Source organism: Bacillus sp. FSL P4-0290, from assembly GCF_037975435.1.
Taxonomy (GTDB): Bacteria; Bacillota; Bacilli; order Bacillales; family Bacillaceae; genus Bacillus; species Bacillus subtilis.
This window is the reverse complement of sequence record NZ_CP150253.1, coordinates 485857-505297: the sequence shown is the minus strand read 5'-3', so window position 1 is coordinate 505297 and position 19441 is coordinate 485857. Positions and strand designations below refer to the sequence as shown.

The following is a 19441-nucleotide window of genomic DNA, read 5'->3' as shown; positions in this document are numbered from 1 at the left end:
TCGTTAAACAGCCTTATTTTATGTCGTCAGGCTCTACATGAACATGAACATGAGTGACATCGTGTTCATGTTTTATTTTGTCTTCTACTTCATCCGCCACTCCATGGCCTTCTTCTACTGTAAGCTTCGGATCAACCGTAATGACCATCTCGATATGAACTGTACTGCCTAAATACCTCGCTTTCACATCCTTTAGGCGATGCACATTTTCGATCCTGCCGACGGTCTGTTTGTAAGGCTCAAGATCTTTTAAATGGAAGCCGTCTGTTAAGGAATGTGAAGCGTCTTTAAAGATATCCCACGCTGTTTTGCAAATGATGATGCCGATGATAAAAGCCGTTACCGGATCAATCCACGGCAGCTTCAGCTGGGACGAAAAAACACCGATAAACGCGCCTGCGCTTACAAAAGCGTCTGACCTGCTGTCCTTTGCCGCTGCCATCAGGGCAGAGCTTTTAATGGATGCTGCCAGCCTTTTGTTATATAAATAGATGCCATACATAAACACAGCACTGCCTAACGCCGTCCATGCCGCGATAAGATTTGGCGTTTCCGTTGTGCCGCCCGCAATCGCTTTTCCTCCGCCGATTAACACTTCAATGCCGACTGCCATCATAATAAAAGACGCAACAAGAGACGAAATTGTTTCAGCCCGATAATGGCCGTATGGATGATCGCTGTCAGCCGGTCTTTGAGAAATCCGCAATCCTATCAGCACTGCTACTGACGCAACAATATCTGTTCCATTATTTAACCCGTCTGCTCTCAGCGCTTCAGAATGATATAGAATCCCGATGACTAGCTTTACAACAGCAAGAATGACATATGCAAAAATATTGAAGAGCGCCCCTTTTTCTCCCTTTTTCAGATTTTCTGTCCGCTCCATTGAATACCAGCCTCCATTCTATTACATAGTATGGTTCAAAACATGAAAAATAGCAGGGTGCGTTCAATGAAGCGGAATATTTCGACAGCAAATTATTGCCCGGGAAACTTTTTGTCGATTTGTTGAATGTTTGTAAATTGGCGAAAGAATAGGACTGTTTTCACCTTTACAGGCTAACGCGGACATTGTATACTGAAGTTAATTGATAATGATTATCAATATCGTTTGATTGGAGGTTGGTGACACAATGACACCTCAGTCTGCAGAAATCAGAAAAAAACAGCTCATTCATCTGTTAATACAGAATGGTATATACAAAAAGTCAAAGCGTCATCTGTATGAATTGTCGCTGACGGAGTTAGAAAGTGAATACAAACATGTCAGGAGGGCGCCGGAGCATGCCGAAGCGTAAAGTGAAAACTTACCAACAGCTGATCCAGGAAAACAAAGAGGCGATTATGGGCAATCCAAAGCTGATGAACGTTATTTATGACAGAATTGACCGCAAGCATCAAAAAAATCTGCAAGAGCAAAACAATACATAAAAAGAGCCGGCTAGGCTCTTTTTTTATGACTCAAACGCTTCAGCTGCCAGCTTGTGTATCACGGCGTCATCCATCGGCGGGTTGTGAAGACCGGCGCGCACATCACGGTAATAGCGCTGAAGCGGGTTGGTTCGTTCCAGGCTTTTGGCCCCGACAATTCTCATCGCTTTATCAACAACAGACAGCGCAGCGTTTGTGACGATATGTTTCGCCGCACCGAGCTCGCTGGTCAAGTGTGGACGCCGCACCGGATCGTCATACAATTGAGCGATATGGAAAAGAAAGTGTCTGGCATTGAGCAGTTCAAGCTCCATTTCGCCTGTTCTTTGCTGTACGGCCGGGACATTCTTGATCGGTCCATTCAAGCTGTTTGGAGAATACTCAGATGCAAATTGCACTGCATAGTCACGAGCAGCTTGAGCAACACCAAGATAGATCGCCGGAATGTGAAGCAGCCAGCCATTCGGCTTAGCTCCGCGAGGCCCTTGAAGCAGTTCCACCAGCTTATTCTCATCAAGCATGACTTCGTTCAGTACAAGGTCATGGCTCCCAGTCGCCCGCATCGCCATCATATCCCACGTTTCTTCAATCGACAAGCCGGGATCATCTTTATGAATGAGAAACACGCCTGTTGTTTGTTTGTCTTCAATCCATGCGGTTACTAAAAAATAATCCAGTGCTTGAGACATCGTCGTAAAGGTTTTTCTCCCGTTCACTGCCCATTTGCCATCCTTTTTGACGGCGTGTGTACCGGGACGCCCTCCTCTTGTCGGGCTTCCGGTTTTCGCTTCAGTCGCCGCCCTGTTAATGACAGCTCCGTTTTGGACTTCCTTGGCAACAAATGCAAATACGTCTTCATCCCAGCTGTTGCCTTCTCCAAGCTCCCCGATCACGCTCAAATGCCAGCCGATGCTAAGAGCCGTCGGAGCATCTCCCCGTGCAAGCCGTTCTTGAAACAGGAGCATATCGTAAACAGAAATGCCCCCTCCGCCATGAGATGCCGGCAATGTTAATGCTGTATACCCAGCATCACGCAGTTTTTGTATTTTCTCTGCAGGAAAACGTCCCTGATCGTCATCTTCAGCAGCTGTTTGCTGAAATTCATCCGCAATCCGTCCGATTTTCTCCATCCATTGCCGCTGTTGATCGTTTTGTATAAATAATGACATCCGGCAGCCCCCCAAGTTTTAATTCCGATAAATTTAATATGTATTATAGATTTCCTGCCATTTTTCCGCAACTGTTAATCTTTTTGTCCAGTATAAAAAAACACGCCGTTCCCCAAGGGAACAGCGCGATTACACAGGATTTGCATCCCGGTCTTGTTTCATGCCGAGATAAATCAGCATATATGTCAGGTAACCCATCGTCATCACCAGGCCGCCAAAGAAAAAGCTTGAGAAAATCGGCTCTTCAAAAGCGGTCACTGCGGCCAACACAATCCAGCTGGCATACAGATAGATGATAAAATAGCGGATGCCCGTCTTCATTTTATATATCATGTACAGTCCCACGAGAGAAAACAACCCAAGCGCGAGCCTGAAATAAACAAGATGTTCAAACTGAAACATGAATGACACAAATGAGAATCCAAGCAGCAATACGATCGGTAAAGCGGTAATAAAGTTCCTCAATCCAGACACCTCCGTCAGTACCTTTAGTATAAACCAAAATATCAAATGATATTGATTTACGTGAGCTTTTTCACAAAAATGTCATTCCTTGCCTTTAGACCCGAACATCCCGTTTACAGAAGCACCACCAGCCAACAACGATGAAGAATATGGCATGTATGATGAGAATTCCAATTGAAAACAATGGCGTCATGCCTGAAAACAACGCTGTCTCTCCGCTTCTGTATTGCGTAAAGTCAGTGTTCGCAAAAAGCAAAAAGCTGCCCCACTTGTTTTCAAACAACTTCATGAGCTGAACAAGTGTACTCGCTCCGTATAAAACGACAAAAGAAACAACAACTGCTACCGCGCTGTTGCGGAACAGCGAAGAACAAAGCAGCCCGAATAATCCCATCATTACAGCTTCAAGCCAGTTTGACCCGATCAGCGCCAAGGTGTTGACCAGCAATGTCTTTGATTCCGCAGTCACCGATGTGCCAAAAAACACGAGACCGAATAATAATGCCAGAATGTAGTATGCCAGATACAAATAGAAGCTTACCATCACGACTGTGATTAATTTTGACCAAAAGACCTTTTGGCGTTTAACCGGACGAATGAGCAAAAATTTGATCGTCTTTTTATCAAATTCCATCGAAACAATTGTTGCTGCAATTACGATCGTTAAAGCCTGCAGCAAAATGTTCAGGCTCGGTGTATACGATAAATAGCCGATGAAGTTTTCATCTGTTCCGGCACTGATGACAATCCGTTTAATGATCAATGCCATGAAGAATTGAAAGACAGCCATCAGGATAAGAGAAATCAAAGTGACCTTCCGATTAAAAAGTTTCATATGTTCATTCCAAATTAATTTAGACAAGCTCTTCTCCCTCCTCTTGATGAGCTGTTGTCGCTTTTATAAATTCGTCTTCCAGTGACTGCGTGTAAGGCGTAATGGAAAACACATTCAGATCTTGTCCGACAAGTGATCGGTTCAGCTCCGGTATGTTTTCTTTTGCCACCTCAACTACAATTGTCCCGTCTTGGCTCTCAGCTTGATATTGATTGCCTGTCAGCCAATTGAGCGCTTTTTCTTGCGGCTGCACTTCTATAATCGCTTTTTCTGTGGTTTGATCAGTTCCTTGTAAGCTGACTTCCGCTTTGATCTCACCTTTTTGAATGATGATGACACGGTCGCACAAGTCTTCAACCTCGCGCAATAAATGAGTGGCGAACAGGACAGCTGTTCCTTCCATTTCTGCGAGCTCTTTAATATGATCGCGAAAATCCTTCATCCCCGCAGGATCGAGTCCGTTTGTTGGTTCATCTAGAATGAGAAGCTTCGGCCGGTGAAGAATTGCCTGGGCGATTCCCAGACGCTGGCGCATCCCAAGGGAATAGGTTTTCACCTTATCATGAATCGCTGACGTCAGCCCGACACGTTCCACCACTTCATCAAGCCGTTCATCCGCTATTTTTTTGTGCATATTCGCAAAGTGCTTGAGGTTTTCCCAGCCTGTCAGGTACGGATAGAACTCAGGGTTCTCAACAATCGCTCCAACCGCTTCCATCGCTTTTTCAAACTCTGTATCATGCTGGAATCCGCTGATTGTCACGCTTCCGCTGTTTTGTTTCAGCAGCCCGACGATGATACGGATGAGTGTTGTTTTTCCGGAACCATTTGGACCGAGAAGGCCGATGATTTCACCCTCCATGACGTCCATGCTGATCTGTTTTAAAATCTGTTTAGACCCAATCTTTTTATCGAGGCCTTCAATATGTAAAATCGGCTCAGCCATAAAGCCTTCCTCCTTTTTCGACAAAAAATAAACAGTGCCTAACATTAGGCACTGTTTATATTATAGCATTTGTTGCTTCCAAATGTTTGGTTAAACCGATGATGAGCGTTTACTCCGACTGTTTGTTCTTTTCAGTTTCTGTAATGATGACAGGCATTGTCACCTGTTGTGTTCACCACTGTGCGAAGCAATGCCAAGCTCCGATTCCGAGTCTTAATTCCATGCCTTGAACAGGCAGGCCGGCAGATCGAGGCACACTCATTATTCGATTTTAAACTACATTTTATCGCTATTCTCTCGGGGTCCTTTAGACCTATCTTCCTTGTTGGTGACATCCAGAATATCAAGGAGAAACACAAAGATCGGAATCCCGATAATTAAACCCCAAATGCCGAAGAAGTGTTCAGAGAAAATGAGTACTGTGAAGGTGAAAAAAATTGGCAGCTCTGTTTTCGCCGACATCAGCTTCGGATTTAAGAAATAGGTTTCGATCGCATGAATGGCGAATATGACAAGGACAATGTAGAGCACATACATTCCACCGCCAGTGCTGTAGGCGATAATGCTGAGCGGAATCAGGGAAATGACGACGCCTGCTACAGGGATCAATCCAAGGAAGAACACCATAATCGAAAGCCCAAACAGCTGCGGAAAATGCATAATCCAAAGCGCGATAAACGTCAGAATACAGTTGACGAGCGCAATGATAAATTGAGCCTCGAGCACCTTGCCGAACGTTCTTGCAAATTTGCTTCCGAAAAAAGCAATCTCCTCATAAAAGACCCTCAGTTTGCTCGTTTTAAATTTCGCCATGAATTCAGAAAGCCGTTTTTTCTCAAATAAGAAAAACATGCTGAGAATGAGCGCCATCACGACCTGCAAGCCGAATGTGCTGATATCGGCCAGATACGTATACACTACATTGAAGCCCTCTTTGACATATGAACTGATGTTAATATCTCCGAAGACACTGGTGATCTCATCAAAGAAAGGGATGCTGTCAGGATGATACGCAATATGTTTAATCTGCTTTACCAGCTGCTGGATCTGTGCCGCGACGACCGGATAAAACACAAAGCCCCCGACTGTAAGCAGCACAGCCAGCAACATGTAAAGAAACGTAATGACAACCCGCTGGCTCACGCGGAAGAACTGGCTTACAAACTGCCGCACGACAAGCTCCAAACGATCCATAAGAAATGTGAAAATGAAGGTAAGCAATATTAAGTTGATCATGCTCTTAAATAGATATAACACACCAGTTAACACGACAAAGATGGAGAAACGCCTTACTCCCGGGTGCTGAAAAAATTTAACTAAAGCGGCCATTTATACACTCCTGTTAGGACAAACGTCCTTCATTCAATATAGTATCCATTTGTAAATTATATAACAAAAAAATGCTGAGGTCTCTGTCCTTACCTTAATAATTCTTAAACAATTAAAAAAACGGCCCATGGATGGGCCGTTCTTTTTTCAGACTGCTGTTTTCATTTTTTTCATGCCTTCAACAGCCTCTACGCTTTTTGCTTCATCAAATTCATTTTCGCTTTTTGCAACAATGATCGTGGCGATTCCGTTTCCGATCAGGTTCACAATGGCTCTTCCTTCACTCATGAAACGGTCAACCCCTAGCAGGAGTGCAAGACCCTCCAGCGGAATGACCTGCAGCGCTGACAGCGTTGAGGCAAGGACGATAAATCCGCTTCCCGTCACACCTGCCGCTCCCTTCGATGTCAGCATCAGAACGAGGATAATCGTAATTTGCTGGCCGATGCTGAGGTCTACTCCAAACACCTGTGCCAAAAAGACAGTCGCCATAGATAAATAAATGGATGTGCCGTCGAGGTTAAACGAATAGCCCGTCGGAATAACAAGTCCAACAACTGATTTGGAACAGCCGTAGCGCTCCATTTTATCCATCATACGCGGAAGCACCGATTCGGAAGAGCTTGTGCCAAGCACGATCAGAAGCTCATCCTTAATGAAGCGAAGGTAATTCCACAGGCTGAATCCGTAAAGCTTGCAGATGATATTTAAAGCAACAAATACGAACAGGAACATCGTAATATAAACAGACATCATTAAGCTTGCCAGCGGTTTGATGGAATCGAGCCCGAAGTGTCCGATTGTATACGCCATCGCCCCGAATGCCCCGATTGGCGCGGCACGCATAATGTAGCCGATAATTTTGAAAAAAACGTGAGAAACCTTGTCGAAGAAATCAATGACGCTTTTTCCTTTTTCGCCTAATGCCGCAAGACCCACTCCGAAAAGAATAGAAAAGAATAAGACCTGCAAAATGTCCCCTTTTGCGAAGGCATCAACCATGTTGGATGGAACAATGTGTGTAACAAATTCAATCCAGTCGATTCCCTGACCGCCATTTTGCGTGTATTGTGATACATCACCCTTTTCAAGCTTGCTGTAATCAAGACCCGCACCCGGCTTCATAATATTGACGACAAATAAACCGATAATGAGTGCGAGGGTGGTGACAACCTCGAAATAGATAAACGCTTTTCCCCCTACTTTTCCAACCTTCTTCATATCGCCCATTTTTGCAATCCCGAGAACGATTGTGAAGAAAATAATTGGTGCAATCACCATTTTAACAGCGTTGATAAATGTATCGCCAAGCGGTTTCATTTCTTTGCCGACATCCGGCCAGACCAGCCCGACAATGACCCCGATGATGACCGCGGTTATGACCTGAACTGTTAAATTTTTAAACAGTTTCATATCCTTCATCCCCCTGTCCTATTCGCCTTTTGTGTCTTTCTTACTATAATGATAGCGTTTTCATAATGTCTGGGGAAGTTTATGATCATAACGGACATTTTGGTCTTTTTGGTCTCAGGTTTATCCTTTTAACACGTAGCGGTTGACCGGCCGGCCGACTCCGCCGTATTGAACGTCCAATTTGATGATCCCGGTTTTTTCTAAGTAATCAAGATATCGTCTGGCTGTCACTCTGGCGATGCCAAGCGCCTTGGCGACCTCTTCAGCAGAAAGGGATGCGGTTTGCTGTTTCAAAAAAGCAGTGACTTCATTCATCGTGAAGTGATTCAACCCTTTCGGCAGATCCTGTACGGCCTGCTGCGGAATATTCAGGATCGCATCGAGCTGTTCCTGGGACAGCGTATCATTCGCTTCGATTTTTTGTTTATATTGCTTGTACTTTTCGAGTGCCTGTCTCATTCGCTCAAGCTTAAACGGCTTTAAGATATAGTCAACCGCCCCGTTTTGCAGCATGAGTGAGATCGTTTCCTTGTCTTTTGCAGCGGAGACGACAATGACATCCACTTCAAGCTTTTGCTTTCTGATCTCCTGCAAGGTCTTGATGCCGTCTTTTTTCGGCATGTACACATCGAGAATGACGAGATCTGGCTGTTCTTCTTTAATCAGCTTCATGCCTTCCTCTCCGTTTCCTGCCGTTGCACAGACAGTAACGCCTTTAACAGTTGTAATGAAATCCTTATTGACCTCTTGAACCATCGGATCGTCTTCAATGAGCAGAACCTTCCATTCTTTACGAGCCATGCTGTACTTCCTCCCCCTTCATTGGAAAAACGATAGAAAAAGATGTCCCCTGCCCCGCATGTGAATCAACTTCTATCGTGCCCGATCCTTTGTCTATGATTTGTTTCACTAGATACAGGCCATAGCCTGTGCCGCCAGTTTTATTGACCGTAAAACCTTTGTCGTAAAGGCGAGGCATATGTGCCGGATCAATTCCGCAGCCGTTATCTTCTATTAAAATAGCAAGGATATCATCCGTTTGTTCGATACTAATGTCAATTCGTTTGTCTTCAGATTGAACGGTTTCAAATGAGCCGAAGGCATTTTCAATCAGATTCCCCAAAAGCACGACAATATCATGCTGATCAACATGCTCGGGAAATTGCTGAAGACTGCTGTTTTCATCTATATGAACAGCAATACCGAGCTCTCTTCCCCTTCTGATTTTACTTAATAGAAGGCCTGCCGCAGCGTCATTTTGAATCGAGCGGTGCAGAAATTCAGTCACATTTTCCTGCTCAGTTGACGCCTGGAATGCAAGCTGCAAGGCTTTTTCAGATTTCCCCAGCTGGATGAGGCCGGCGATCGTGTGCAGCTTATTCATATGCTCATGGTTTTGGACACGGAGCGCCTCCACAAAGTTTCTGACACCAGTCAATTCCTCTGCCATCTTGGCCGCTTCCGTTCTGTCCTGAAAAATCGCGACGGCGCCGATCACTTTTTTCTTCATGACGATCGGAATTCTGCTGCTCATGATGACTTTTCCGCTGACACGAATTTCTTCATTATAAACCGCTTTGTTCCGCTCCACGATTTCGGGCAGGCGCGAATCCTTGAGAACCTCCCAAATCACCTTGCCGATCAGATCCCCCTGCACTTCAAAGATCTGTTTCGCTTTTTCATTGAAAATCGTAATGATGAGACGATTGTCAATGGCGATTACCCCTTCATTCATCGAGTGAAACGTCGCTGTCCGTTCTTCATACATTCGGACAATCTCATGGGGTTCAAGCTGAAACATTTGTTTTTTGATATGGCGGGCCAGCAAAAAGGAACCAGCAAGGCCGAAGCCGAGTGTCAGCACAACGATGAAGGCGATATCACGCTTTAAATGAAGCAGGATGTCAGCGATCCCCGGCAGCGTTTTTCCGACAAGCACCACGCCTATTTGGTTCAGGTCTTGATCCTTAACCGGATAAAAAGCGCGAACCGCCGTGCCGAGCTCGCCCTTTGCTTCAGAGAAATAAATGTGCTCCGCAAACGCTGCCTCCTCGTCTGCACCTTCTGATTTCTTGCCGATGCTTGTGCTGACAGGATGCGTATATCGGATGTGATTCATATCCATGACGACAATATAGTCTGCTTCATTAATCATCCTGATTTCTTCAACCGCATGGCGAACAGCTTCTGTTTGTTTTTTTCGCGCCAAGGCTTCTTTCACTTCTGTCATCTCTGACACAGTCCGGGCCGTATTCATCAGCCGCTTTTTCAACTCCCGCTCCTCTGTATGCTGAATGTTGCCGATGAGCACAATGCCGCCGATCAAAAAGGAGAAAATGACGAGTATATAGGATAAGATCGTGATTTTCCAACGGATTGAGAGCTTCTTTTTGTTCATCAGCTTCTCCTTTCAGGTCTTTACGAATGTCATTGCCCCCATTATCCTTAACATAGGGGAGGGCTTTTCATGAAGAGTTTGCTTGCATGTCTCGCACTGATGATCGCTGGAATTGCAACCGCTTTATTTATCGGATTCCATGATCATACCGGCAATAAAAAGATTGTTTATGATGACGACCAGGAAGGCCTGCAGGATCAAATCGTGTTTAAATTCAGCCACGTGGTTGCTGAAAATACGCCAAAAGGGCTGGCCGCCAATAAATTCGCTGATCTGGTGAACGAAAAATCAGGCGGGAAAATAAAAATAGAAGTATTTCCGAATGGAAGCCTGTACTCGGACATTGAAGAAATTGAAGCATTGCAAAACGGCGATGTTCAATTTATCGCCCCCTCCACATCGAAGCTCGGCATGCTCTCGCCTGAATGGGGAGTGCTTGATCTGCCGTATGCTTTTACAGATTACAACGCCGTCAAAAAAGGGCTGAACGGAAGCATCGGCACACAGCTGTTTGATTCTCTAAAGAAAAACCAATTAAAAGGACTGGCCTATTGGACGAACGGCTTTAAGCAAATCACAACAAATCAAGGGCCGGTCAAAACACCGGATGATTTAAAAGGGCAGGATCTGCGCATTATGCAAAGCGATGTGATTGAGGATCAGTTCAAGCTGCTTGGCGCAACACCTCATCAGGAATCCTTCAATTCTACCTTTCAGCTGTTAGAAAACAATGTAGTCGATGGCGAAGAAAATACAATTTCAAACATCTATTCTAAAAAATTTTATAATGTTCAGGACTATTTGACAATAAGCAGCCACGGTTACCTCGGCTACGCTGTCATGACCGATGAACACTTCTGGAAGGCGCAAACACCAGAAACAAGGCGCATTTTGACTGAAGCGATGAAGGAGACGACGGAGTGGAATGAAACGTATGCCGAACAAATGAACAAGGAGCAGCTGGAAGAAATCAAAAAGAATTCTGCTATACATATTTATGAGCTGTCAGATAAAGAGAAACAAGAATGGATGAAGCGTCTTGACCCTGTTTACCGGCAGTATGAGCCCATCTTCGGCCGGAAGCTGATCCGGGAACTGTTGGAGCTGCGAAAAGATTCATAGTTCCCATCTCGATACGCTGTTTTTCGTTTATCTTTCTATCGATCGGAAATATAAAAAGAGATAATCGAAAAAGGAGATGGGTACATGTTTAAGCACACAAAAATGCTGCAGCATCCTGCTAAACCAGATCGTCCAGATCCATTATTCGCTAAAAAAATGCAAGAAATTTTAGGCGGGCAATTCGGAGAAATTTCAGTTGCCATGCAGTACTTATTTCAAGGCTGGAACACAAGAGGAAATGAAAAATACAAGGACTTGCTGATGGATACGGCAACTGAGGAGCTCGGGCATGTTGAAATGATCGCAACGATGATTGCCAGACTTCTTGAGGATGCCCCTCTTGATCAGCAGGAAAAAGCTGCTGAAGATCCGGTCATCGGCTCCATCCTGGGCGGCATGAACCCTCACCATGCGATTGTATCAGGACTTGGCGCCATGCCGGAAAGCAGTACAGGCGTACCTTGGAGCGGCGGTTATATCGTAGCAAGCGGAAACCTGCTGGCAGACTTCCGCGCCAACCTGAATGCGGAATCTCAGGGCCGTCTGCAGGTCGCACGCCTGTTTGAAATGACGGATGACAAAGGCGTCAAAGATATGCTCAGCTTCCTGCTGGCGCGTGACACAATGCACCAGAACCAATGGCTTGCCGCCATTAAAGAATTAGAAGCACAGGAAGGTCCGGTTGTGCCGGGTACATTCCCGAAAGCGCTCGAAAAACAAGAGTTCTCACATCAGCTTATCAATTTCTCTGAAGGCGAAGAAAGCGCCAAGCAAAACTGGCTGAATGAAAAAGCGCCGGACGGAGAAGCCTTTGAATATGTGAAAGAAGCAAAAACGTTTGGAGAAAAACCGGAGTTAAAACCAGCACCGCCTTGTGTTCATAATACACTTCCGGGACGCGAGTAAAGAGACAAGCCCAAAACATGATGTTTTGGGCTTTGATTATGCCTTAAGAACCGTCCAGTCTGGTTCGTACCGGATATCAGGGTTATGTAACAGATCGTGAACGAACGGTTTATCCTCTTCGGACACCGTCACCTCTATCGAAAGAATTACAGCCTTCTGATCGTTTTCCTCGTATATGCTGTCATGTTCGTTCTCCATAAAATGATCATAGGCTTCTCTGTTTTCCCATACACTGATGATTTCTGCGGTGAGCGGCTCGTCTATCGTTTTTCGCCAGCCGCCGGCCTGTTTGATAAAGCCGCTTATATGCGATAATGCTTCCCACTGTGACTGCGCTTTTGCAAATGCTTCAGCGTTTGCAGCGTCTACTTCACATATCATCTTTTTGATTAGCATGGCTGCTCCTCTATGATGACGGTTTCGGCTTGTTTATGCTCCACACAGAGATTTACCGTTCTGACGTAAGAGCGTGTGCGGTGAACCGTGCCTTTAGGGATCAGCAGGCTGTCATTTGCTTTGAGCACCGCGGTTTCTTTGTCCTTAAAATCGATCAGCAGCTCCCCTTCAAGAACAATAAACAATTCGTCTGAGTCAGGGTGATGGTGCCAGTCATATTCTCCCGTAAACACCGCAAGGCGCACGCAGTGGTCGTTGACCTCTGAGATTGAAAAATTGGCGTGCTTTTCTTTGACTTCATTTGCGATGACGAGCAAGTTTTGCATCTTGGACATTAGCGAAAACCCCTTTTTCACTTATTGTATCGCAATAGCGGCATAAATTGAGAAGATTCCAAAAAAAAGCGATCCAGCTGATGTGCCGGATCGCTTTTTTATTTACAGGTTGTCTGCCTTTATGCTTTTGATTAGTCGTTGTTGCGGGCGTTTCCGCCTTTTGAGCCAATTTCTTGGTAGAATTCTTTATCATGATTTTTGCTTGTTGCCTCTCCGCCTTTTCGGCCGATTTCTTGATAGAATTCTTTGTCATGATTTTCGCTAGTGGCTTCTCCGCCTTTTTCACCGATTTCTTGATAGAACTCTTTGTCATGGTTCTTGCTAGTGGCTTCTCCGCCTTTTTCGCCGATTTCCTGATAGAATTCTTTGTCATGGTTTTTGCTAGTGGCTTCTCCGCCTTTTTGACCAATCTCTTGATAGAATTCTTTGTCATGGTTCTTGCTTGTTGTTTCTCCGCCTTTTCTACCTGCTTCTTCTCTGCTCATTTTGTTATTGTCTGCCATTTTGAATTCCTCCTTTAATTGGTGTTGGTTGTTGTATTCCCGCTCACAATTCTTTTAAACAAACAAAACACATTGGGTATGTTTCCACTAAAAAAAGCAGGCGGATCGCGGTGTCCGTCTGCTTTCTGCTATTCCATCTCTCGTTCTGTTTCTTTCAGTCGTTCAAGAATGCGCCTCTTTTTGTACAGCATCATGCCTGTCTCGGTAATGTCGTTTAATGTTGAGCGATTGGCAGCGGCGCCAAAAACCATTCCGGCAACCGGCACCATCTGGAAAAGTTTTTTCCAGCCAAACGTGTCTCGATAGCCCAAAACGACTTCTCGCCAGCCTTGGATTTGAGAAGCGACATTCTTATATGTACGGTCTTGATCGTAGTGTTTTAATTCCTGCAAAATCGATCTTTTGCCGACAACATCAGCCGACGTAAGCTGCAGGCATTTCACAATGAAGACTCGTTCTTTTTTCTCCTTTGGGTCATAGCCGTATGCGACTGCGATATCCTGTAATGTTTTTAGTGATAAGCCAAGCACTGCCGGAATGTCTGCCGCCAGCGTAAACACGCCGCCCACACCGGTTGTCGCGCCTTGAACGGTTGCTGCGTTTGTTCTGTTTTTGCCCATTCCTTCCGCAATTTCATCCATGACAGAAAGAGGCGCTTTCCGGATGTCCTCCAGCGATTCAAAGATCTCCTCCGGCAGTTTCTTTTGAAATATCCTGATAATCTGTTTTTCAGATGTCAGGTACTGTCCGCCTGTTTGAACAAAGCTGCCGACCTCATCCAAGAGCTTGCCGATCTTTTTCTGGATGAATTCCGGTGTCAGCTTGTCCAGGAGTTGAAACGGGAGACGGCTGAGCTTTTCCCAAAACCAGACTTTTTGCTGATCTTTTTCCCATTTCTCTATCTCTTTTAATTGCTGATGTAAGTCTTCTTTTCGTTCTGTTAGCACCCAATCCGCACTTCCCTTCCGTTTTTTCTACTATATAGTATACCTTCATTTTTTCGGATGCGTTTTTATTTTTCACCTGCGGGTACCATTTTTATAAAAGGAAAAGGAGTGATGGACATGCCTTGGTCGATGAAGGATTATCCTGCTTCATTAAAAAATCTTGAGAAGCCGGTGAGAAAAAAGGCGATAGACATTGCGAATGCGATGATTGATGAAGGCTATGAGGAAGGGCGCGCGATTCCAATTGCGACAAGCAAAGCGAAGGAATGGGCGGAAAACGCCTCTACAGATGAAATTGATGATTTCCTGACGCATGATGATGAGACAGAACGCGATGCTGATCCAAGCAGCGGCAGCGGCCCCGAGCTCATGAATAAAGCAGAGCATGTTATTAAGCATAAAAAAGGCTGGGCAGTCAAAGCCGAGGGCGCCAAACGTGTGTCTGAAATCAAAGATACAAAGAAAGAAGCGATTGAACGGGCAAAGGAAATCGCGGCGCATAAAGGCACTGAGGTCATTGTTCATTTAGCTGACGGCAGTGTGCAGAGAAAGATTAAAACAGGATCATAAAGGAATATGCTTTTAAGTGTTTCGAAATGATCAGGAGCGGTTATTGATTGGTAAATCATTTATGAGAGGTGATCATGATGCTTAGCTTTTTGGTTTCATTAGTTGTTGCAATTGTTATCGGATTAATTGGGAGCGCCATTGTAGGAAACCGGCTGCCGGGAGGAATTTTCGGCTCTATGATTGCCGGGCTGATCGGCGCTTGGATCGGGCACGGACTTCTTGGCACATGGGGACCGAGCCTCGCCGGCTTTGCTATTTTCCCGGCCATCATCGGGGCAGCCATCTTCGTGTTCTTGCTGGGCCTTATATTCCGCGGGCTGCGGAAGGAAGCCTAGACTCGACTCATTAGATACAGGAGGCATCGTTTCGAAATGAAACGATGTCTTTTTATATGGGACCTTATCCCGAATCCCTACATATCATGTTACATAACAGGGAAAAATTCAGAAGTGTATTTTGAACATTTTCGGTTGACAAGAAACCGGGATGGTCATATGATGTAGATAAAATAATTTGCCTTAAGGAAACTCTTTGTTGTACGGCAAAAACAAACAGAATTCAGGTGAGACATGATGAACAAGGACATCACAGCACAATCTCCCCGTTCCAAAGCCGTCCAAGATGCGCTTGACGGGAAAATCAGAGGATTCAGAGGGCTGCTCCCTTTTCTCGGCCCTGCATTTATAGCAGCCATTGCCTATATTGATCCCGGCAACTTCGCAACGAATATTTCGGCGGGTTCTAAATACGGATATATGCTCTTATGGGTGATCTTATTTTCTAATATCATGGCCCTTTTAATTCAATCCCTATCCGCCAAACTCGGTATTGCGACAGGCAAAAATCTGCCTGAGGTTGCCCGTGAAGAATTCCCGAAGCCTGTCTCGATCGGATTATGGATTCAGGGCGAGCTTGTCATTATCGCAACTGACCTGGCGGAATTTATCGGAGCGGCTCTGGGACTGTATTTGCTGTTCGGCATTCCGATGCTTGAAGCGTCTATTATTGCGGCGATCGGTTCTTTCGCGATATTGGAGCTTCAGCGCCGCGGTTATCGCTCACTTGAAGCCGGTATTGCCGGTATGCTGTTTGTGGTCGTGATCGCCTTTGCGCTGCAGACCTTTTTCGCAAAGCCTGATGCCGTGTCAGTGATGAAGGGCCTTTTTGTCCCGGCGTTTCATGGCACCGACAGTGTGCTTCTTGCAGCGGGTATTCTTGGCGCAACTGTTATGCCGCACGCCATTTATTTACACTCTGCCCTTACACAGCGGCGGGTGGTTGGCAAAACTGATGCAGAACGGAAAAAAATCTTTAGGTTTGAATTTATTGATATTTTAATAGCGATGCTGATTGCAGGGGCTATTAATGCAAGTATGCTGATCGTGGCTGCCGCATTATTCTTCAAAAACGGCCTGTTTGTTGAGGATCTCGACGTCGCATTTCAGCAATTCGGACATCTTGTCAGCCCTATGTCTGCGGCTTTATTCGGGATCGGGCTGCTCGTTGCCGGTCTATCCAGTTCGTCTGTCGGCACACTTTCAGGCGACGTGATTATGCAAGGATTTATCAACTACCGCATTCCGCTGTATGTACGGCGTTTTATCACGATCATTCCGCCGATCTTGATCATCGCGTCAGGTGTTAATCCGACGACCGCTCTCGTACTGAGCCAGGTCGTGCTGTCCTTCGGGATCGCCTTTGCCCTCATTCCGCTTATTATGTTTACAAGCAATAAACGGATCATGGGATCTCTGATCAACGCCAAATGGATCACAGTGGTGTCTTGGCTGATTGCTGTATTGATCGTTGCTTTGAATGTGTTTTTAATTGTAGATACGTTTCGATAAAAAAACCGGCTTCTAAAGCCGGTTTTTATTTTTTCGCAAAGCTCATTGATACCCTTTTTGACAGAAATTTGTTATGATAGAAGAAAAATCGGAGTTTTGATGATGTCAGTATTTATTCTGTTTTATTTGTGGATTGTTCCTATTGTTATCGGCATTTTATGTTCTGTTACTGCCCATAGATCCAAGGGAAAAATGAGAGTCGCGCCCGGCATTGCCATGATCGTGCTCAGTATCATTTCCTTAATCACGGCGTTTACGGCCGGACACACAAATTTCCACGTGTTTATCGGCGGCATGTTTTTATTCGGCACCTTCTTGGTCGGTTCTGCTTTTCCTTTCTTCTTCGGGCTGAAGAAAAAAGAGAAATAACCCTATTATGAGAAGAGTTTTGTAAGATTTGATAAGAATAAACATACAAGGACAAATGCAACTCATTGCTTTGAAACAAGATGCATTTGTCCTTTTGTCTGTTTCGAGAATGGCGAAATCAGTTCCTAATACATACACCGATCATTTTATGAATTCAAACATGTTATAGCTGAAAATACGTTTTTTTAGAATAACCGTTTCAAACTTTTCTTCAGTGACGGCATTTCAAATTTTTGGTTTTCGAAGAAGTTTTTCAGCATGTACTTGCTAAAACCTTTCGCCTGCCCGTAGGTGATTTTGCCAGGAAGCGGCGGTTCGTTTCCAATCATGACATCCACTACGACCGGTTGGTCAGATTGCAGCGCCTCATGGAAAGCCGGCGCAAGCTCTTCCGCTTTGGTCACTTTGATGCCCTTTGCTCCGCAGCTTTCTGCAAATGCGGCATAGTCGACATTTTGAAGTTTTGTGACATAGTCGATATTGCCTTTGACCTGCTGCTCGTATTCAATCATGCCGAGATTTTCGTTGTTTAAAATGACGACTGTGATCGGGAGCTTATATTTGACGGCGGTCGGGAGGTCCTGCATGACCATGGAAAATCCCCCGTCACCGCAAACGGCGATCGCCTGGCGTTCCGGTTCGGACAAGCTTGCTGCAATCGCTCCCGGCAGGCCGCAGCCCATTGTCGCAAGCCAGCTGGAAACGATGAAATCCTGATTCGCGTTCATTTTGAAATGACGCGCCATCCAGACTGTCACAGTGCCGACATCGACAGAGAGCACCGCATCATCGGCTGCCGCTTCCTGAAGACGGGCCACGACCTGCTGAGGTTTAAGCGGTGTTGTTGCCTCTGTCTCATCTTTTTCAATTTCGTTCCACCAATGCTGCATATGTTCTGTGCAGGCATTTAGGAATCTTCTGTCTTCCTTGCGTTCAATATACTCTGTCAATTCGCGCAGACCGAGAGCCAAATCGCAGACAAGGCCCGCTGTCACCGGATACCGTTTTCCGATTTTCGCCGGGTCTGAATCGAGCTGTATCGCCGGCGTGTCATCTGGTAAATAATCACGGTACGGGAATGACGTTCCGAGCATGATTAATAAATCACATTCCTCCATTGCCTCGTAAGCCGGCTTTGTTCCGATCTGCCCGAGGTTGCCGAGAAAATGCGGGTGCTTATCGGGAACGACACCCTTTGCCGGGAGTGTAACGACGATCGGAGCGGCGGCTTTGTCCGCAAATTCTAAGAGCTCCCGTTTCGCCTTTTTCATTCCCTGCCCTGCCAGGATAATCGGCTTCTTAGCGTTATTAATATATTGGGCGCAGGTGACGAGCTGTTCTTTTTTCGGTTCAAGGTTCCCTTCAATATACACTGGTGAAGTATACACGGGCTCCCGTTTGATTTTCTCCGCAAACAAATCATCTGACACGCTCAATACCGCAACGCCTTTTTTGCTGTAGGCGGTCCTGATCGCCTGATTTAAGAGATCCGGAAGTGATTCTGCGCTATGTACCTCTCTGTTGAACACAGCCACGTCCTCAAACATTTGCTCCAGCTTAATCTCCTGGAAATAGTCCCGTCCGACTTCGCCAGAAGAAACCTGTCCTGCAATCGCCAGCACAGGGGCGCCGTCCGCTTTTGCATCATATAAACCATTTAATAAGTGCACCGCTCCCGGCCCTGCGATTGACAGACAGACTCCGATCTTGCCGGTGAGTTTTGCTTCAGCTGCGGCTGCCAGTGCCGCTACCTCTTCGTGGCGGGTTTGAATGAACTTCAGTTGATTTCTTTCGTGTCTTAATTCTTCAATAAACTCATTTATACTGTCTCCGGGGATGCCGTATACATGATCAACTCCCCATTGCTCAAGCAGCTCTGTCATTACTTGTCCTGCAGTTTTATGTGCCATAACGTATCCTCCTTTTTCCTTTTTTCAATACCACAGGAGAAAGGCTTTAAAACCCGGAGACCTGAATCACTTGCCAAGTCTTCTTTTCAACAGGTCGATCGCCGCGAGCAACCCTCTATCCTTGACGGTGACATTTACATCTTGAGCGCCATTCTTGAAATCATTGATCTGCCTTTTTCGGTTCGGCACCATAAAAAGCGGCAAACGCTCCGGGGAAACCCACTTTAATCCCGCTGTCTCTGTGCCGTCAGCCACTGCTTGTCCGCCTGTTATGCTTCCGAAAAACAGATGCTGTTCATCTTGAAACTTTGGCCTTTGGTAAACACCTATTTTCGCAGAAAGCGCTGCATTGTATCCCGTTTCTTCCAATATCTCCCGCACTGCCGCTTCCTCAGCCGATTCCCTGGGATCAACCCTGCCGCCCGGCAAATCCCATAGAGGGACATCTTTTCGTTTCACCAGCAGAATTTGCTGACTTTCGTTCAATACGATCACAAAAGCACCTTGTGTATACACCGCCATACCTCCTTTTCCCGCAAAAAAGGACCAA

Annotated in this window: 24 protein-coding genes; 9 read left to right on the top strand and 15 right to left on the bottom strand. The window is 45.6% G+C overall.

The features are described from left to right. Nucleotides 1-13: 13 nt before the first annotated feature. A complete protein-coding gene (locus tag MKY10_RS02570) occupies nt 14-886 on the bottom strand; it encodes a cation diffusion facilitator family transporter (protein WP_029726541.1) in 873 nt (290 codons plus the stop codon). Nucleotides 887-1133: 247 nt separating this feature from the next. Here MKY10_RS02570 and MKY10_RS02565 point away from each other — a divergent pair, with 247 nt between their 5' ends. Beyond that, on the top strand, nt 1134-1298 hold the full coding sequence (locus MKY10_RS02565) for a Fur-regulated basic protein FbpA (protein WP_003225157.1): 165 nt from the start codon (nt 1134-1136) through the stop codon (nt 1296-1298). Further along, nucleotides 1252-1431, top strand: a complete 180-nt coding sequence (gene fbpB, locus MKY10_RS02560; RefSeq protein WP_010886410.1) for a Fur-regulated basic protein FbpB — start codon at nt 1252-1254, stop codon at nt 1429-1431. Before MKY10_RS02565 ends, fbpB begins: the two co-directional genes overlap by 47 nt. Nucleotides 1432-1454: 23 nt before the next feature. On the opposite strand, the gene MKY10_RS02555 is transcribed toward fbpB, so the two are convergent. The 8 genes from MKY10_RS02555 to dctS all read right to left on the bottom strand — a co-directional run bounded on the left by MKY10_RS02555 (nt 1455) and on the right by dctS (nt 9986). Continuing rightward, nucleotides 1455-2600, bottom strand: coding sequence for an acyl-CoA dehydrogenase family protein (locus MKY10_RS02555; RefSeq protein WP_029726543.1), 1146 nt, complete (start codon nt 2598-2600; stop codon nt 1455-1457). 129 nt (nt 2601-2729) lie between these two features. Further along, the gene (locus MKY10_RS02550) at nt 2730-3065 is read right to left on the bottom strand and encodes a hypothetical protein (RefSeq protein ID WP_003225151.1); all 336 of its coding nucleotides are present in this window, start codon (nt 3063-3065) and stop codon (nt 2730-2732) included. Between the two features lie 94 nt (nt 3066-3159). Continuing rightward, a complete protein-coding gene (locus MKY10_RS02545) occupies nt 3160-3927 on the bottom strand; it encodes an ABC transporter permease (RefSeq protein WP_044052632.1) in 768 nt (255 codons plus the stop codon). Next, nucleotides 3920-4846: an ABC transporter ATP-binding protein gene (locus MKY10_RS02540; protein ID WP_003246573.1), complete on the bottom strand. Its 927-nt coding sequence runs from the start codon at nt 4844-4846 to the stop codon at nt 3920-3922. Before MKY10_RS02540 ends, MKY10_RS02545 begins: the two co-directional genes overlap by 8 nt. Nucleotides 4847-5122: 276 nt before the next feature. Next, nucleotides 5123-6175, bottom strand: a complete 1053-nt coding sequence (locus MKY10_RS02535; protein WP_015252777.1) for an AI-2E family transporter — start codon at nt 6173-6175, stop codon at nt 5123-5125. Nucleotides 6176-6322: 147 nt separating this feature from the next. Then, nucleotides 6323-7588 (bottom strand): C4-dicarboxylate transporter DctP, encoded by a 1266-nt coding sequence (dctP, locus tag MKY10_RS02530; protein ID WP_014475862.1) that lies wholly within the window; start codon nt 7586-7588, stop codon nt 6323-6325. 120 nt (nt 7589-7708) lie between these two features. Next, nucleotides 7709-8389, bottom strand: coding sequence for a two-component system response regulator DctR (gene dctR, locus MKY10_RS02525; RefSeq protein WP_003234347.1), 681 nt, complete (start codon nt 8387-8389; stop codon nt 7709-7711). After that, nucleotides 8379-9986, bottom strand: coding sequence for a two-component system sensor histidine kinase DctS (gene dctS / locus MKY10_RS02520; protein WP_015252779.1), 1608 nt, complete (start codon nt 9984-9986; stop codon nt 8379-8381). The genes dctR and dctS overlap by 11 nt, the downstream gene beginning before the upstream one ends. Before the next feature lie 69 nt (nt 9987-10055). Here dctS and dctB point away from each other — a divergent pair, with 69 nt between their 5' ends. After that, a complete protein-coding gene (gene dctB, locus MKY10_RS02515) occupies nt 10056-11108 on the top strand; it encodes a C4-dicarboxylate TRAP transporter substrate-binding protein DctB (RefSeq protein WP_015252780.1) in 1053 nt (350 codons plus the stop codon). An 84-nt stretch (nt 11109-11192) separates the two neighbouring features. Next, nucleotides 11193-12014: a manganese catalase family protein gene (locus MKY10_RS02510; RefSeq protein WP_015252781.1), complete on the top strand. Its 822-nt coding sequence runs from the start codon at nt 11193-11195 to the stop codon at nt 12012-12014. A gap of 36 nt (nt 12015-12050) precedes the next feature. On the opposite strand, the gene MKY10_RS02505 is transcribed toward MKY10_RS02510, so the two are convergent. From MKY10_RS02505 to MKY10_RS02490, 4 genes are all read right to left on the bottom strand, one after another. Next, on the bottom strand, nt 12051-12410 hold the full coding sequence (locus MKY10_RS02505) for a YdbC family protein (protein ID WP_015252782.1): 360 nt from the start codon (nt 12408-12410) through the stop codon (nt 12051-12053). After that, nucleotides 12404-12745 (bottom strand): cupin domain-containing protein, encoded by a 342-nt coding sequence (locus tag MKY10_RS02500; protein WP_015252783.1) that lies wholly within the window; start codon nt 12743-12745, stop codon nt 12404-12406. The genes MKY10_RS02505 and MKY10_RS02500 overlap by 7 nt, the downstream gene beginning before the upstream one ends. 131 nt (nt 12746-12876) lie before the next feature. After that, on the bottom strand, nt 12877-13248 hold the full coding sequence (gene gsiB / locus MKY10_RS02495; RefSeq protein WP_003246542.1) for a glucose starvation-inducible protein GsiB: 372 nt from the start codon (nt 13246-13248) through the stop codon (nt 12877-12879). Between the two features lie 128 nt (nt 13249-13376). Next, entirely contained in the window at nt 13377-14195 is an 819-nt protein-coding gene (locus tag MKY10_RS02490) for an EcsC family protein (RefSeq protein ID WP_043858099.1), read from the bottom strand. A gap of 117 nt (nt 14196-14312) precedes the next feature. On the opposite strand from MKY10_RS02490, the gene MKY10_RS02485 reads away from it, so the two are divergent. The 5 genes from MKY10_RS02485 (at nt 14313) to MKY10_RS02465 (ending at nt 17150) form a co-directional block, all read left to right on the top strand. Next, nucleotides 14313-14765, top strand: coding sequence for a DUF2188 domain-containing protein (locus tag MKY10_RS02485; protein WP_003246574.1), 453 nt, complete (start codon nt 14313-14315; stop codon nt 14763-14765). A 77-nt stretch (nt 14766-14842) separates the two neighbouring features. Continuing rightward, on the top strand, nt 14843-15100 hold the full coding sequence (locus MKY10_RS02480; protein WP_003246519.1) for a GlsB/YeaQ/YmgE family stress response membrane protein: 258 nt from the start codon (nt 14843-14845) through the stop codon (nt 15098-15100). 234 nt (nt 15101-15334) lie between these two features. Then, nucleotides 15335-16612, top strand: a complete 1278-nt coding sequence (locus MKY10_RS02475) for an Nramp family divalent metal transporter (RefSeq protein ID WP_003234364.1) — start codon at nt 15335-15337, stop codon at nt 16610-16612. Nucleotides 16613-16714: 102 nt separating this feature from the next. Further along, complete coding sequence (locus MKY10_RS02470; protein WP_017697017.1) at nt 16715-16981, top strand: hypothetical protein; 267 nt, start codon at nt 16715-16717, stop codon at nt 16979-16981. A 28-nt stretch (nt 16982-17009) separates the two neighbouring features. Then, nucleotides 17010-17150, top strand: a complete 141-nt coding sequence (locus MKY10_RS02465; protein WP_044052699.1) for a hypothetical protein — start codon at nt 17010-17012, stop codon at nt 17148-17150. Nucleotides 17151-17166: 16 nt separating this feature from the next. Here MKY10_RS02465 and MKY10_RS02460 read toward each other — a convergent pair whose 3' ends face one another. Beyond that, entirely contained in the window at nt 17167-18891 is a 1725-nt protein-coding gene (locus MKY10_RS02460) for a pyruvate oxidase (RefSeq protein WP_339226129.1), read from the bottom strand. A 66-nt stretch (nt 18892-18957) separates the two neighbouring features. Continuing rightward, on the bottom strand, nt 18958-19407 hold the full coding sequence (gene mutT / locus MKY10_RS02455; protein WP_129110448.1) for an 8-oxo-dGTP diphosphatase MutT: 450 nt from the start codon (nt 19405-19407) through the stop codon (nt 18958-18960). Nucleotides 19408-19441: the final 34 nt, after the last annotated feature.